This is a genomic window from Candidatus Palibaumannia cicadellinicola (assembly GCF_001269425.1).
Lineage (GTDB): Bacteria > Pseudomonadota > Gammaproteobacteria > Enterobacterales > Enterobacteriaceae > Baumannia > Baumannia cicadellinicola_A.
Map to the genome: position 1 here is coordinate 25589 of NZ_CP011787.1, position 17241 is coordinate 42829.

A 17241-nucleotide genomic window follows, 5' to 3' on the forward strand; every position below is an offset into this window, starting at 1 on the left:
TATGATAACTTAATGTTGTTTAATATTTATTGAACTAGTAATAATTATTTTAATTTTTTGTTTAATTAGTGTGTTCACCACATAATATATGTTTTTTATTTTGCTAGTGCTCATCTCGTTACTATAAGTATCATTAATATAATTTTCATTATATAGGGTATTGATAATACTATAAAAAATAGATTTATCGAATAAATCTGGTGCATTAATACTATGTGCTATGTGGTTTGCAACAAGCAAACTTTTTTTTTCTAAAATACTACGATTAATCTGCGGATTATAATATTTTAATGATAAAATTATCGCATAACGTAGTATTGTATCTTGTCCACTTACAGCTAATAGCTCTAGGATATTTATCCTATCCATAATAGGATAAAATTTATGATGTTTTTCTTCTAATAATCTCTGCCTATGTAATTCTATAATTAAATTGTCTATAAATGATGGTAATTCATTGGTACTAAATCGCATGAATAATTCTATTTTTAACATAGGATAAAAGCATAAAATATGCTGATGTAGTTGTTGACGACTAACCCCAGGAACATTAATGATCATCATAGCAACTAAAGAAGGTAAAATAAATAAATGCTGAATATTATTGCGGTAATAAGTAATTCCGGCTGCTTGATAATTTGATAAAAAAATTATATCGCTCATTGTATTATGTACTACACTAAACTTATTTAGTGCTAATGCATGTTTTAGTATAGCTTCAGGCGTAATATTTGGTATAGTAACTTCAGGGGCATAGGGAACATTACGTAATAACTCAAGATAGCACTGGAGTTGTGAAATTAATTGATGACTATTAAGTAAATATGCATACTGATATGATGCTAATAGCACTATAGCACATAAATTTATCGCATTAACTGCTACTGCGTTATTAATTTTTATCATAATAGTAATAGCTATATTATCAACAGTAGTCGTTAGCCAATCTGGTCTAGGGTTGCTAGTAGTGATATTAGTTGCTATTTTATTGATATTGTTGCGCCACTGCGGAACTTGCTGATTAAGCCAATTTACTAGTTGTATTGGTTCACCAAAATTAACATATCCAATGCCAAGATTACGTAATTTACGTAATCCACAAAACATATGTATTAATCCATCTTTCTTTTTTTCTTTACCGCATAATTCTTTAATATATGTAGTTACTTCTATTACATGCTCATAGCCAATATATATAGGCACAATAGTGATCGGTCGTGTACTGGCGCGCAACATAGATTGAATAGTGATAGTTAGAGTACCTTTTTTTGGATCTAGTAATCTGCCAGTACGTGAACGACTACCTTCTAAAAAATATTCCAAAGAGTAACCGCTAGAGAATAGTTCATATAGATATTCTCTAAATATAGCAGAATAAAGCTTATTTTTCTTGAAAGTACGATGTATAAAAAAAGCTCCTAATCTACGAAAAATATTACCTACTGGCCAAAAATTTAGGTTAATACCTGCTGCAATATGTGGTGGAACTAAACCTATATGATATAAAACGTAAGAAAGTAAAAGATAGTCCATATGACTACGGTGACATGGTATATAAACCATCTCATGTCCCTTTTCTGCTAATTGAATAATTCTATTTGTATGACGTACATGTAAGCCTTGATACATAAGGTTCCAGGTCAAACCTAATATGCGATCTGATATGCGTATAGCTTCATACGAAAAATTAGAGGCAATTTCGTCCATTAGTGCAATCGCTTTTTGCTGTGATTGCTTTAATGATATTTTTTTGCTAATTGCTTCATCTTGCACCAATTTATTAATATTATTAGAAGCTAGTAATTTTTTAAATAAATTCTTACGTACCGGTAATCTAGGTCCCATAGTGACTATTTTCTGACGGGCGAAGTTAATGCTGACTAAACGAGCTAATTTTTTTGCAAGAGTATGAGTATTATCTGTACTATGGTGTATATATATATCACGTATTTTTAAAGGATTAGAGAAATGAACAAAACTATCACGACCTAACCATAGTAAAGATATTATTTTTTTTATACCTTGAAGTAGGAGCATGTTATTATTTATTTGATTTTTAGATATATCCCTACCAGGAGAGCGTCCATACATAACTAATACTGGAATAATTTGCACATTCAACCAGGTATATTTTTTTGATAAATGAAGATATTTCTGAAATAAAGCTAAGTTTTGCTGTAGTATCGTACCTCTAAAACTTAGAATTTGGCTATTTTTTATAAAAATATAACGCTTAAGTTTAATACCATAGATATTTATTGGTTCTATAGGATCTGGTAACCCATGTTTTATACACTGTATCCGCATAGTTAATAAATCTAATGTAGAGTTAGATGGCAGTATATATATAATTGGTTGCTGTAAATATAAACCTATTTTTTTAATAAAAAATTTAGGAATAACTTGACTTTTAACTAAAAACTTTAATGGTATAGATAATACCATATAGTATATAGTACGCCAATTTAACATTTCTATGTAAAGTCTCGTGCTTAATGAAGGTTAAAATGCTAGCTGCTAGCTACTAGCTAAATACAAATTTAGTGATAAATAACTATGATTTGCAATCAGTTATTTATTTAAGTAATTTATGCAATAAAGTATTTATTATTTTTCACGAAAAATACCTACTGCATCATATACTTTAGCTAGCGTTAAACTAGCATAGTTACGTGCTTTTTCTGCTCCTTCACGTAACACCTGACTTAGATAAGATTCGTCTGCACGTAGTATAACATAACGATCCTGCAGTGACTTCAGCATATCTGATACTGAACTAGCTACAGAAAATTTTAAATTACTATACATTTTTCCTGAAAAATAAATTTCTAAATTAGCTATAGAAGTACCACTAACGCAGGATAAAATATTAAGTAAGTTAGAAACTCCAGGCTTGTTTACTGGATCAAAATAAACTTTAGGTGGATAGTCTGAATCTGTAACAGCATTATTTATTTTTTTTACTACAGACTTGGGATCTTCTAATAACATTATTACGTTATTCTGGTTTGCAGATGATTTAGACATTTTTTTTAAAGGATCTAGTAATGACATAATACGTGCACCACAATCAGGAATTAATGGTTCAGGTATTGTAAATATATTGCTGCTATAAATAGTATTAAAACGTTTGGCAATATTACGAATCAGCTCAATATGTTGTTTTTGATCTTCACCTACCGGAACTTTATTTGCTTGATACAAAAGAACATCTGCGGCCATTAGTATAGGATAGCTAAAAAGTCCCGCGTTGATATTATCAGCATAACTGGTAGATTTATACTTAAACTGCGTCATTCGGCTCAGTTCTCCGAAGTAAGTATAACAATGTAATAACCAGCTTAATTGACTATGTTCTGGTACAGAAGATTGAAGAAATACTGTACTTTTTTTTGGATCTATTCCACAAGCAAGATATAGTGCAATAAAATCCATAGATGTTTTACGTAGCTGAGTTGCTGACTGTTTTATAGTCAAAGCATGTAAATCTACGATACAATATAAGCACTCATAATCATTATCATTTTGTATTCTAACCCATTGACTTAATGCACCTATATAGTTACCAATAGTTAATTTTCCTGAAGGTTGTGCACCGCTAAAAATAATTGGTTTAATCATTAGATAAATTATATATATAAATATTACTAATTAGTAGTTTATAAATTTTGTGTGATTTTTAAAAATAAATAATATTGTTATTTACCCACAACTAATGAAATAGCGTTACGCATTGCGTTAATAACAGTATGATAATTTTTTTGGCTAAAAATAGCTGAACCTGCGACAAAAGTATCTGCTCCTGCAATAGCAATAGTACCTATATTTTCTATATTAATGCCGCCATCTACTTCAAGACGGATCTCTCTATTATAGAAATTAATTATTTTTCGTACCTTTCTTATTTTGTCTATAGTAGATGAAATGAAAGATTGACCACTAAAACCTGGATTAACCGACATTAACAAAATCATATCAATTTTATCTATTACATATTCTAAACATTCAAGTGATGTAGCAGGATTAAATACTAGTCCTGCTTTACAACCATGTGCTTTAATTAGCTGCAGAGAACTATCGATATGTTCTGATGCTTCTTTATGGAAAGAAATATAATTAGCACCTGCATTTGCAAAAGAAATAATTAAATTATCTACTGGCTTAACCATTAGGTGCACATCTATTGGTGCATTAATACCGTATTTACGTAATGCTGTTAATACTAATGGGCCAATAGTAATATTTGGTACATAGTGATTATCCATAACATCAAAATGTACTAAGTCAGCACCAGCTGATACTACTCGTGCAGTATCTTCACCTAAACAAGCAAAGTCAGCTGATAAAATAGATGGTGCTATCCAAAAGTTTTTCATAATATGAAAAATTCATTTATATTTATTATATTTAACTAAACATATCTAATTAATATTATCTCCTAAATATGTCAGGTATTTTTATTACGTAATTGCGTACTATAGCACTACAAATTTTAATTTAAGTATTCAATATAGTAATTTTTACATACTAACTTTATCTCAGTAGTACCAAGTTTATGCTACAACTAGTAAGTAATGTAGTAAAAATTTTTTACTATTTAATAAATTTCAAAATACCATACCGCTTTCATAGTAATATACTCTTATTTAGTAAGATAGTAATAGTTATTAGATATAACCTAGGTAGTAATTAGTTCATACCATAACATTGATCAAAAAACACACTTGATAATAATAAACATTAATTATTAGTTATTACGTTCTAGTATACTGATAATTTGATAAGCAACAAACTTAGCGCTGTGTTCATTAGCACTAATAGTGATATCAGCGATTTCTTCATATAAATGGTTACGTTCTCGTGCCAATGCTTCTAATACTTCTCTTGGGGGTATTTCAACTTGTTGTAATAATGGACGTTTCTTATCACGCTGCGTACGTAACAGCTGTTTTTCAATAGTAGTTTCTAGATAAATAACTACTCCACGTGCAGAAAGACGATTACGTGTTTCTCTAGATTTTATCGAGCCTCCTCCAGTAGCAAGTACTATTCCTTGTTTCTCTGTAAGTTCGTTAATTACTTTTTCTTCTCTATAACGGAAACCATCTTCACCTTCTAAGTCAAATACCCAGCCTACATCAGCACCAGTGCGTCGCTCAATTTCTTGATCAGAATCAAAAAATTCCATATTAAGCTGTTGAGCCAACTGACGACCAATAGTGCTTTTACCAGCACCCATAGGCCCAACAAGAAATAGATTTCGTTTCTCTATCATATGTTTTGGTCTTACTATTAAGATTATTGTTAGATGACAATCCCGCCAATTGAATTAGTGGCGATACCTAAATTTAACGATAGTATATCTGATAATCAGACTCAAATTATCTTTACATAAACATTATTATGTTTCCTGCTTTTTGTTATGAAACAATAATTGGATTTAAGAAAAAATTCTTTGTTATTAATTTAGTTTTTATTAAATATAATAAAATTTCTTCTAATATACTTAATTTGTATACTAGTATATTTATTCTAAATATAGAAAAAAAGTATATTTTTATTGCAAAAAAATTAGGTGTTAATTTTATATTTAAGACTTTAGTTAAGTACTGAATAAATATTTTTTATAGTTACCTACCTATACTCTATATACTAGATTATTTGATTAATTAATCTGTGAATTAGAATAGGGCGTAATCTACGAATAATTTTACGTACATTCACTGGATAATCTGCGATAGATTGTAATTCAGTATAATGATTCAACATTTTTGTATAAGTACGTATCAATGTTAATTCTTGCTCACGCTGGTAGTATAATTCATTATTAGGATCGTGAATTAATAGCGCATTTTCTAAATCAAGTCGCCAAGAACGCTGATTAAAATTATTACCAGTTAATAATAACCACTCTTTATCTGCCCACAGACCCTTAATATGATAACTATTTTCGCCATGTTTCCATAATCTTATTATCAATTGACCGTTATCTAAATAATTTTGTAATCCCTTAATAAAACTACGCAGATTAATTTCATATAAATATGGTAAAATTCCAATTATTTTAAAATGGTTATCAGAGTTTATATAAAAATCGTTAGCAGTTTTATCACCAACGATTACTTCAATCTGCTTACCTTTACGTAATTGACTAACTAAATCTCTTGATAACTTTGCAGGCATATTAAAATAAGGGGTACATAGTGTTATATTAGTATTTATTGAACAAATAAGGTGATGAATAGTTTGATTTAAAATACTTTTTGTTCCTAAACCTACTAAAGGCGTAATTGTTAATTCATCTTGTGCCGTACTTCCTTCATAGCAGTAATCTGCATAGCGTAGAGAGTGCCGAAATAACCTAATATTATAGTTTTTTATATGACAATTAGAACTTTTATTACATGTAATATCATTAAGTTTGTTGACTGCTGATTTGGTTAAAAACTGCTGCTTAATGTAAATTAGTAAAGAATCAGCTAACAGTTGGTTATTTATCATATAATATCTATCATAACGATACTTATTTTGTTTATGTAAATAAACATTATTTATGCTAGCACCACTGTAAATAACGTTATTATCAACAATAAAACCTTTTAAATGTAGTATACCAAGCGCTTCGCGCGTATTGATAGGAACACCATATACTGGCACATTGACATCAGGATAAGATTCAGCTATCTGATAATACCAGTCAGCATTAGTAGTATTTATTGTATTACTACCACCTATACGACTACGTTGTGCTCTATGCAAATCTACTAATACTACTATGTCTATATTAGGATTCACTTTTCTTGCTTGATATAAGGCATTTAGAATAACTTCACCACCTTGATCTTTCTCTAAATACAGTGATACTATATATATACGATGTTTTGCTCCTAATATAGCTTTCAGTAGCGTATGATAAAAATCTTTAGGACTATAAAGCGTTTGTATATCTGCTACATTCTGAGAAATTTTAGGCAATTGTATAAGGTATTGTTGATGTTTATTACTATTTTCTAAAAACATAATAGTATTAGTGTTAAATGTTTTTAATGATTAATATTTAATGCTATTAACTATACCGTTTTTATTTTTAATATTATTTACTTCTGACAGAAAATTTTTCACGCAATTTTATTGCACCATAACTAATTAGTCCTATTGTTAATAGCGTCAATGGGAGCAACATCAGGCACAGCATTATTTCTTCTTCATAATATTTAAAATAATTATTTTTTTTCCAATTAAAAAACCCTAGCACAGTTAATATTAACACCCAAAAAAATGCACTCATCCAGTTAAAAAATTGAAAGCGTGAGTTACTAAGACCAGATAGTCCGGCAATAGTTGGCAGTAAAGTGCGTATAAAGGCAATGAAACGGCCAAATAGTAAAGCTGATAGCCCATGACGATGAAACATTCTATGAGCCCGAATATGATAATTAGGTGGTAAATTTGCTAGCCAGCTATTAACAACACTATTATTTTCTAACCAAGTACCTTGTAGGTAGCTTAACCAGCTACCTAAGCTTACTGCAATAGTTAGTAGTAGTAAAGTAATAGGAAAAGTTAATATACCTTTAGCAATTAGTACACCTATCAATATTAATAGACTATCTCCAGGTAGAAAAGCAGCTGGCAGAATTCCATTCTCTAAAAAAAGAATAATGAATACTAATAAATAAGTAGCATATACTAGTTTTGGATCAGAAAATTTTTGAAAATCCTGTTGCCATAAGGCATGTAATAGTGTTTGTATCATTTTTCTGGTACATCTTTAGAAGATAAAAATATTAATTTTAATTATACATTAAAAAAAAAAGAAGAAGTTGACCGTTAAGCCGGGTTCTGTCGTGGACAGTCATTCATCTAGACCAGTACTTGCGATCTGGCTCAAGCAGCTTACCTGGGTTATAAGTACGGGCCGCACTATTTAACCTCTTTTTAGCCTTGCTCCAGGTGGAGTTTACCGTGCCGTAAATTGTTACCAAATACGCGGTGCGCTTTTACCGCACCTTTTCACCCTTACCTGATCCTATTTATTAATACTTATTTTTTGATCAAGTATAATAAAAATCAATAGGCCATTGGCGGTTTACTTTCTGTTGCACTTGTCGTAAGTTTGTTTCTACCCCCCAGGCGTTACCTGGCACCTTGCCCTATGGAGCCCGGACTTTCCTCTCCTTCATATTATTGTTAGTATGAAGCAGCGACTGTCTAGTCAACTTCTAGGCTTAGTATAGAAATTTTTTATTAACTTGTCATCTATGAGATAATTTAATTATTTTTAATAGTTCAATAATTTATTGAATAGATTAAATTATGTAATAAAAATTATTGATTTTCATTAAATTACTGCATAAAAGTACTATTTATCCTAATAAAATTATTCATTATACAATGTATATTAATAGCAATGATGTTTAAGTGAGTGCAGTAGTAGTTATAGTAATCACTGCTGCAGTTTCTACAAAATGTATTAATTTAATATACAATTAAATTGTACTTATACTTTATATAAATAAAATAAGCTATCTATATATTATAAATAATAATTTTTATAAAAATTATTTAATTAAACATAGGTAAAGTCGTACCACCTAAAATATAATTTTACGCCTGACGCCAAAATTATGTTGTAAAAACAATATTTTGATGTTGTATATAACAAAAAATGTATACAACAAAATAAGCAAAAGCAAGCTAGTTTATGGAATGCTTATTGCTATAATGTATATTTATTTTTTAAAAAAATGATAACTACAATGATAACTAATAGTTCATAAACTTATAAAATAAACTCATATGAATGTAACAACACAATATTAATTGTAAACTAAAAATTATGACAACCAATGAAATAAAAAATTTATTAATGTCAATGCTAACATTAGATGAAGTATATGTAAGTAGTAACGTTAACCATATTCAGATTATTGCTATTAGTAAACAATTTACTGGCATGAGTCGTGTTAAAAAACAACAGATTATTTATGCGCCACTCATAAAATATATAGCTAATAACAGTATTCATTCTATTTCTATCAAAGCATATTCTCCAGAAGAATGGCAAATTTATAGTAAATTTATATGATATAGGCTATATATTATTATAGGATCTATATTTATAAAATACTAGGTAATATAATTAATAATTATTAATTAATAATATATTATATATTAAGAAAATGGATAAATTTATTATAACAGGTCCTACTCCTTTGATAGGAAAAGTTACTATTTCTGGTGCTAAAAATGCAGCTTTACCAATTTTATTTGCCACTTTATTAACAGAAGATCTAGTAGAAATACAAAATATTCCTAAACTGAAAGATATCGAAACAACAATACAATTACTTAGCCAGCTTGGCGTAAAGATTAAACGGAATGGATCAGTATATGTAGATGCGAGTAAAGTGGATATATATTGTGCACAATATGATTTTGTAAAAACAATGCGTGCTTCTATTTGGGTACTTGGTCCCCTTGTAGCTCGTTTTGGACTAGGTAAAGTTTCTTTACCAGGAGGTTGTGCTATTGGTGCACGTCCAGTTGATATGCATCTGAGTGGTTTAAAACAGCTAGGAGCTGCTATTAAGTTAGAAGATGGATATGTTCAAGCATCGGTAACAGGAAGGCTGCGAGGAGCATATATAATGATGGATAAAATTAGTGTAGGCGCTACTATAACTATTATGAGCGCTGCTACGCTAGCAGAAGGAGTCACTATTATTGATAATGCTGCACGTGAACCTGAAATTGTTGATACTGCTAATTTTCTTACTACTTTAGGTGCTAAAATTATTGGTGCCGGAAGTAATAAAATTACTATTGAGGGCGTTACTTGTCTAGGCGGGGGAATTTACCGCATACTACCAGATCGCATTGAAACTGCGACATTCTTAGTAGCAGCTGCTATTTCTCGTGGCAATATTTTATGTCAAGCTACATGTCCTAATATACTAGATACAGTATTAACTAAATTACGTGAAACTGGTGCAAATATAGAAACTGGATATGATTGGATAAGCTTAAATATAAATGGACAAAGGCCTAAAGCAATTGCTGTACGTACCGAGCCGTATCCTGGGTTTCCTACTGATCTGCAGGCAATATTTAGTTTATTAAATTTAGTTGCTAATGGAACAGGATTAATTACTGAAACAATTTTTGAAAATCGTTTTATGCACATCAAAGAACTTAGACGTATGGGTGTACATGCTGATATTAAAAGTAATACTCTGATCTGCTATGGTGTAGAAAAACTGTCAGGAGCACAAGTAGTTGCTACTGATTTAAGATCTTCTGCTAGCTTAGTTTTAGCTGGATGTATTGCAGAAGGTATAACTATAGTAGATCGTATTTATCATATTGATCGTGGTTATGATGATATTGAAGGTAAATTACGTAGTTTAGGCGCTAAAATAGAACGTATTAGCGGAAAATTATAATTAACTGACACCAATTCTCTCTTAACAAGATACTGTGATGTCAGTTTTGAACTAATTAGTGATTATTCTAATAATAAAAATATATTCTTATGACCACGAAGAATATTTAGTGCCATCGCAGCTGGTTTATTGCGTAATATTTTACGTAGTTGACTAATGTTATTTAATCTATTTAGATTAATTCCTATGATGATATCCCCCTTTTGTATACCCATTAATGCAGCAGGAGAATCCTTTAAAACATCATCAACTATGATACATTTAGTGCCATCTTTCATTGTTCCATCGCTGAGATATGCACCCTGTAACTCAGGAGTTAATAAATCTGGGTTAGAAGTACAATAAGCACTATCTTCTAGTACTACTACTTGAGATAATGGTTTACCATTACGTATTAAACCTAACTTAATTTTTTTTCCTGGGGTAGTTGTTCCTACTTTTACACGTAGTTCATCGAAACTTTGAATAAGTTTTCCATCTATAGAAATGATAATATCACCTGCTTTTATGTTGGCTTTAGCTGCTGCTGATCCAGCTATTACTTCGCTAATAAAAGCACCATGCTGTGCTTCAATTTGAAACTCTTTTGCTATATCAGCAGTTAATTCTGTGCCTTTTATCCCAAGCTGGCTACGTTTAACTTCTCCAAATTCAATTAGCTGCTGACTTAAATTCTTTACTATATTGCTAGGAATAGCAAAACCAATGCCAATATTTCCTCCACCAGGTGCTAGAATAGCAGTGTTAATGCCAATTAGTTCACCGTTAATATTAACTAATGCACCACCAGAATTACCACGATTAATAGATGCATCAGTTTGAATAAAATTTTCTAATCCTTCTAAATTAAGTCCACTACGACCTAATGCAGAAATAATTCCTGAAGTTACTGTCTGGTCAAGACCGAATGGATTGCCTACTGCTACAACAAAATCCCCTACTTTTAAGATATCTGAATCAGCTATTTTAACTTCAGTTAGGTTCTTATAAGAAGGAAGTTGTAGTAATGCTAAATCTGTTTGTTCGTCATGGCCAACAAGTTTAGCCTCAAATTTACGTCCATCATTCAGCTGAACTTTAATTTTATCTGCTCCAGCAATAACATGATTATTAGTAATTACGTAGCCTTTTTTAGCATTAATAATAACTCCAGATCCTAATCCTTCGAAAGGTCTTATACTATAGTTTCCATTTGGAATATCAGGACTAAAGAAATATCTAAATTCTTTAGGTAATAATAATGTAGGACGCTGTATTGATTGTGTTCCTTCAACATGAACACTTACTACTGCTGGTAGAACTTTTGCTAGCATAGGAGCTAAACTTGGTGGCATACTAGTAGTAGTGTTTCCATTAATTTCGGGAGGTAAAGCTGCTATTGTCACGCACAATGGTAAATAAGTTAATAAACAACTCAGTATTAATACGTAAAATAAATATTTTATTTTCATTTTAATGTCAACTCACTTACTGATCATTCATAACTATTATACTAACTATTAGTTTAGTAAACCTATAATTAAATTATAATTAAATTAATATTTTAGTATTATTAATAATTTTTTGTCTAGAAAATAAACTTAGGTACTAATATATTCTATATTTAGAATATTTATATGTAGTTAAACTATAGCTATAAAGATAATTATCTAATTGTTTAATGTAAGCTGGAATTTTAGAATTATCAGCCTCAGTTCAACGATCACGAAACTTATTATCTTCCTTATGTTTATTTTTATTAGGGAGTAAAATAATATAGCTGGCTGGAGCAATTAGCAATATTTTCGAATAATTATGCACTACTAAAAAAATATTTATTAAATTACTTACGACACTTCTCTAGTTCAGTATTGTCTAATTCATAACATATAGTTTTTTTATTACTTAACTTAAGTTTGCTAAACTGCATTACTACTGCACCCAGAATTCTTTATACTAAAAAGCTAATTAGCGTAGTTTGTCATATCATAACAATTACTAGTATTTATAATAATACTATATAGGTTATTGCATAGTTAGTTAGCACTAATTATATACAACTGAATGTTATTATCATTAATGCATAATACATAAAGACAGGTAAAAAAAATTTTTTTAATTACACTATGATTAAATATATATGTAATTATTATTGTAGTTATTTACATAATTTAATTATGTATGCAAAATATTAATGCAAATAGTTTGTTGCTATGCTTAATTGAAGATTATTTTCAATAAAAAAATTTAAATAGTGGTAAAATTTTTTACAAAAAAAACAATGCAGTATAATAAATTGTGTAAAAATTATTTTAATTATATAATATAAGTAAAATAATTACTATATAAATAAATAGTCAATTTGATAAGGGTAAATGTTATAATGAAAACTTTTACAGCAAAGCTAGAAACTATCAAACGTCACTGGTATATTATTGATGCTAGTGATAAAATATTAGGGCGTCTTGCTACTGAACTGGCTTGTAGGCTACGTGGAAAAAATAAAGTTATCTACACTCCACACATAGATACAGGTGATTATTTTATAGTTTTAAATGCGAAAAAAATAATAGTAACCGGCAACAAAATTATTGATAAAAAATACTATCATTATACCGGTTTTGTGGGTGGTCTTAAAGAAAAAACATTTAAAGAAATGATAGTTCGACGCCCTGAGCATATAATTAAAATAGCAGTTAAAGGTATGTTACCAAAAGGTCCACTTGGACGTACTATGCTCAAAAAACTTAAAGTTTACGCGGGTGCTACACATCGCCATGTTGCACAGCAACCGCAATTTTTAAACATTTAGTAGAGATAACAATTTATGGTTGCTGAAGCGCAATACTATGGTACAGGTAGACGTAAAAGTTCTTCCGCTCGTGTCTTCTTTAATAAAGAAGGTAGTGGTAAAATTATTATCAACCAACGTAGTATAGATAATTACTTTGGGCGTGAAACAGCCCGTATGATAGTTATTCAACCATTAAAAATGGTTGAAATGATCAATAAAGTAGATCTTTATGTAACAGTTAAAGGTGGTGGTATATCCGGACAAGCAGAAGCAATACGACACGGTATAACTTGTGCACTAATTAATTATGATGAAACTTTACGTACTATTTTGCGTAAAGCTGGTTTTATTACTCGTGATGCTCGTAAGGTTGAACGTAAAAAATGTGGGCTACGTAAAGCTCGTCGTCGTCCGCAGTTCTCAAAAAGATAATAAATAACTATTATTTATCACTAATTACTATTATTTATTATAAATAAGTGCTATTTCGCTCAAAATACTTATTTCTGTATTTCAACTGATGCAGTTTTTAGTCAAAACTAAGTTTTATTAGTTTTTTTACCTAAACCTAAGTAAGGTAGGCGGCAGTAAAATATTTAAAATAAGTAAAAGCAGCATATATTAAGCGATAGATATCGTTTGTTAAAATCTGTCGCTTGATAAAAATATATTTTTTTTTATTTTATTTAAGCACTATCAATTTATGTTTAGCTAAATTATAAAAAATTTTTTATTTTAAAATAAGATCTATATCTTATGATCTATACATCCTAAATATCAGTAAATAAACACTTATTGTTTTACTTTATTTTTATATTAATTTTAAACAAATCATATTTTCTTAAAATTATTTAGTATAATTACAATATTACTAATTAACAATTAGTTAACTTATTGAAGTTTTACTAAAAATGTAAATATTAGTGTTTATAATAAATTAATTTAATTAATAAATTTATTTATTAAAAAATAATAATATATCTTATACTATAAGATCCTTAATATATTTATATTATTTAAAATAATTTTTGATGTAAAAATTATAGGTAATTTTCTATGCAACTAAAACTTCCTATTCGTAATGCTATACTTAGTGTATATGATAAAACTAAAATTATTGAATTTGCCCAACATTTATCTAAATATGGTGTAAAAATACTATCTACTGGTGGTACTGCGCGCCATCTATTAGAAGCAGGAATAAAAGTAACTGAAGTGTCTGATTACACCGGATTCCCTGAAATTATTAACGGACGAGTAAAAACATTACATCCAAAAATACATGGTGGAATATTAGCACGCCGTAATATCGATGATAATACGATCATAAAAAAATATGGTATAGAATTTATTGATATGGTTGTGGTCAACTTATATCCATTCGCCGACAAAATAGCTTCAGAAACAGGTAATATTAATCTTGAAGAAGCAGTGGAATATATTGATATTGGTGGTACTACTATTTTACGCTCAGCAGCTAAAAACTATCGATATGTAGCAATGGTAGTAAATATTAATGATTATTCTGATATTATGTTAGAACTTGATCGTAATAAAGGAGCTCTAAATCTAGAAACTCGTTTTAATTTAGCTATTAAGGCCTTTAAATATACTGCAGCCTATGAATATAATATTGCTAAATTTTTTAGTAATTATAATAAAAAAATAGATGATAATCATGATCAAAGTATTAGAAATACTTCCAACAAGTTACCGATAAACTTAAATATAAATTTTGTCAAAAAACAAGATCTACGCTATGGTGAAAACTATCACCAGTTAGCAGCATTTTATATTGAAAATGGATCTAAAGAAAAATCAATAGCTACCGCAAAACAGTTGCAAGGTAAAAATCTTTCCTATAATAATATAGCTGATACTGACTTAGCGTTAGCGTGTGTTAGAGAGTTTAGTGAACCAACTTGCGTAATAGTAAAACACGTTAATCCATGTAGTGTTGCTACTGGCACCAATATTTTTTCAGCCTATAAACGTGCTTATAAAACTGATTCTACTTCAGCTTTCGGAGGAGTAATAGCATTTAATAAGTCACTAGACGCTAATACTGCTAGAGAAATTATTCAAAGCCAGTTTGTTGAAGTGATTATTGCACCAACAATAGATCAAAATGCTATAGAAATACTAGAAACTAAAAATAATATACGTGTTTTGACTATTGGTCATATGAATAAAATTAAATCTAATCTAGATTTAGATATAAAAAGAGTAAACGGGGGTTTACTAGTACAGGAACAAGATTGCAGTATAGTAAATTTTTCAGATCTTATGGTAGTAAGTAAACGTAAACCCTATCAGTCAGAGATGCGAGATGCTTATTTTGGTTGGAAAGTAGCTAAATACGTAAAATCAAATGCTATCGTTTATGCGCGAGATAACCAGACAATTGGTATTGGTGCAGGTCAGATGAGCCGTATTTTTGCAGCAAAAATTGCTAGTATAAAAGCTTCTGAAGAAAAACTAGATATCAGTGGATCTACTCTGGCTTCAGATGCCTTTTTTCCTTTTCGTGATGTAGTAGATTATGCTGCAGCAGTTGGTATAAGTTGTATTATTCAACCTGGTGGATCTATTAGAGATCAAGAAGTAATTACTGCTGCTAATGAACATAATATTGCTATGATTTTTACTAAAATGCGGCATTTTCGCCACTAAATAACTTAATATAGGAGCGCACTTATGAATATTTTAATTATTGGTAACGGTGGACGTGAACATGCTCTTGCATGGAAGGTAGCACAATCGCCTTTAGCAAAAAAAGTATTCGTAGCTCCTGGTAATGCTGGTACAGCTCTAGAAAATTCATTAGAAAATGTTAATATTGCCGCTACAGATATTTCAGAACTTATTAAATTTGCTAAATATAACAATATTGATTTCACTATTGTAGGTCCAGAAGCCTCTTTAGTAATAGGTATCGTAGATATGTTTCATGATGCTGGACTAATAGTTTTTGGACCAACTAAAGCAGCTGCACAGTTAGAGGGATCTAAAAATTTTACTAAAAATTTTCTACATCGCCATAATATACCTACTGGTTGTTATCAGAACTTCAAAGAAGTATTACCTGCTATAAATTATGTTCACAAAAAAGGTGTACCAATTGTAATTAAAGCAGATGGATTAGCAGCAGGTAAGGGAGTGATAATTGCTACTACTTTAGTAGAAGCTGAAGATGCAATAAAGAAAATATTAATTAGTAAAATTTTTGGGGAATCTGGTAATAGTATTGTGATAGAAGAATTTATTAGTGGTGAAGAAATCAGCTTTATAGTTATGGTAGATGGTAAAAATGTTGTACCTATGGCTACTAGCCAAGATTATAAAAGAGTAGGTGATGGAGATAATGGTCTTAATACTGGCGGAATGGGTGCATATTCTCCAGTACCATTAGTCACTAATGAATTATATAATAAAATATTAGATCAAATTATTTTACCTACCATAAAAGGGATGGCTAGAGAAAATAATAGCTATACAGGTTTCCTTTATGCAGGTCTTATAATAACACCAGAAGGACAACCTAAAGTCATTGAGTTTAATTGCCGTTTAGGAGATCCAGAAACCCAGACTATAATATTGCGTATGCGCTCAGATTTATTAGCTCATTGCATAGCTGCCACTAAATGTAATTTAGATAAAGAAGTATTTCAATGGGACGAAAGATTTGCACTTAGTGTAGTATTAGCTTCAGTAGGGTATCCTAGCAATTACCGTATTGGTTATGAAATTAGTGGATTACCAACTATAGATAGTAACGAAGAAAAAGTGTTTCATTCTGGTACACTACTGGAAAAAGGTAAGCTATTAACAAATAGCGGTAGAGTATTATGTGTTACTACACTAGGAAATACTTTAGCCGAAGCACAAAAACGTACTTACAAAATAGTAGACTGTATAAAATGGCAAGATAGTTTTTGCAGGCGCGATATTGGTTATAGGGCAGGGCTAGTTGTTAAATCAAATTAAATATAAATATATTATGATGCTATGCGTAAAATAGCA

The 17241-nt window shown here is 29.9% G+C and carries 13 protein-coding genes and 1 other RNA gene; 6 read left to right on the top strand and 8 right to left on the bottom strand.

Translation table 11 applies throughout. The features are described from left to right. Positions 1-9: 9 nt before the first annotated feature. The 7 genes from plsB to rnpB all read right to left on the bottom strand — a co-directional run bounded on the left by plsB (position 10) and on the right by rnpB (position 8223). Positions 10-2472 carry a glycerol-3-phosphate 1-O-acyltransferase PlsB gene (gene plsB / locus AB162_RS00095; protein WP_053096425.1) on the bottom strand — a complete coding sequence of 821 codons (2463 nt, stop codon included), beginning with the start codon at positions 2470-2472 and terminating at the stop codon, positions 10-12. A 135-nt stretch (positions 2473-2607) separates the two neighbouring features. Further along, positions 2608-3621: a tryptophan--tRNA ligase gene (trpS, locus tag AB162_RS00100; protein ID WP_053096427.1), complete on the bottom strand. Its 1014-nt coding sequence runs from the start codon at positions 3619-3621 to the stop codon at positions 2608-2610. Between the two features lie 77 nt (positions 3622-3698). Next, entirely contained in the window at positions 3699-4376 is a 678-nt protein-coding gene (rpe, locus tag AB162_RS00105; RefSeq protein ID WP_053096430.1) for a ribulose-phosphate 3-epimerase, read from the bottom strand. A 371-nt stretch (positions 4377-4747) separates the two neighbouring features. Further along, complete coding sequence (gene aroK, locus AB162_RS00110; RefSeq protein ID WP_053096432.1) at positions 4748-5275, bottom strand: shikimate kinase AroK; 528 nt, start codon at positions 5273-5275, stop codon at positions 4748-4750. Between the two features lie 377 nt (positions 5276-5652). Beyond that, positions 5653-7020, bottom strand: coding sequence for a CDP-diacylglycerol--serine O-phosphatidyltransferase (gene pssA / locus AB162_RS00120; RefSeq protein ID WP_053096435.1), 1368 nt, complete (start codon positions 7018-7020; stop codon positions 5653-5655). Positions 7021-7093: 73 nt separating this feature from the next. Beyond that, positions 7094-7756 carry a DedA family protein gene (locus AB162_RS00125; protein WP_053096438.1) on the bottom strand — a complete coding sequence of 221 codons (663 nt, stop codon included), beginning with the start codon at positions 7754-7756 and terminating at the stop codon, positions 7094-7096. Positions 7757-7815: 59 nt separating this feature from the next. After that, positions 7816-8223, bottom strand: an RNA gene (gene rnpB / locus AB162_RS02910) — RNase P RNA component class A. Positions 8224-8839: 616 nt separating this feature from the next. On the opposite strand from rnpB, the gene AB162_RS00130 reads away from it, so the two are divergent. Together AB162_RS00130 and murA are read left to right on the top strand one after the other, a co-directional pair. Continuing rightward, entirely contained in the window at positions 8840-9088 is a 249-nt protein-coding gene (locus AB162_RS00130; protein ID WP_053096440.1) for a BolA family protein, read from the top strand. A 94-nt stretch (positions 9089-9182) separates the two neighbouring features. Next, on the top strand, positions 9183-10445 hold the full coding sequence (murA, locus tag AB162_RS00135) for a UDP-N-acetylglucosamine 1-carboxyvinyltransferase (RefSeq protein WP_053096442.1): 1263 nt from the start codon (positions 9183-9185) through the stop codon (positions 10443-10445). A 62-nt stretch (positions 10446-10507) separates the two neighbouring features. Here the strand turns inward: murA and AB162_RS00140 are convergent, their stop codons facing one another. Further along, positions 10508-11896, bottom strand: coding sequence for a Do family serine endopeptidase (locus AB162_RS00140; RefSeq protein WP_053096444.1), 1389 nt, complete (start codon positions 11894-11896; stop codon positions 10508-10510). Positions 11897-12807: 911 nt separating this feature from the next. On the opposite strand from AB162_RS00140, the gene rplM reads away from it, so the two are divergent. The 4 genes from rplM to purD all read left to right on the top strand — a co-directional run bounded on the left by rplM (position 12808) and on the right by purD (position 17205). Further along, positions 12808-13236, top strand: coding sequence for a 50S ribosomal protein L13 (rplM, locus tag AB162_RS00145; protein ID WP_053096446.1), 429 nt, complete (start codon positions 12808-12810; stop codon positions 13234-13236). Between the two features lie 15 nt (positions 13237-13251). Further along, the gene (rpsI, locus tag AB162_RS00150) at positions 13252-13650 is read left to right on the top strand and encodes a 30S ribosomal protein S9 (RefSeq protein WP_053096447.1); all 399 of its coding nucleotides are present in this window, start codon (positions 13252-13254) and stop codon (positions 13648-13650) included. A 624-nt stretch (positions 13651-14274) separates the two neighbouring features. Further along, on the top strand, positions 14275-15891 hold the full coding sequence (purH, locus tag AB162_RS00155; protein ID WP_053096449.1) for a bifunctional phosphoribosylaminoimidazolecarboxamide formyltransferase/IMP cyclohydrolase: 1617 nt from the start codon (positions 14275-14277) through the stop codon (positions 15889-15891). A 24-nt stretch (positions 15892-15915) separates the two neighbouring features. Continuing rightward, positions 15916-17205, top strand: a complete 1290-nt coding sequence (gene purD / locus AB162_RS00160) for a phosphoribosylamine--glycine ligase (protein ID WP_053096450.1) — start codon at positions 15916-15918, stop codon at positions 17203-17205. The last annotated feature ends 36 nt before the right edge of the window (positions 17206-17241 follow it).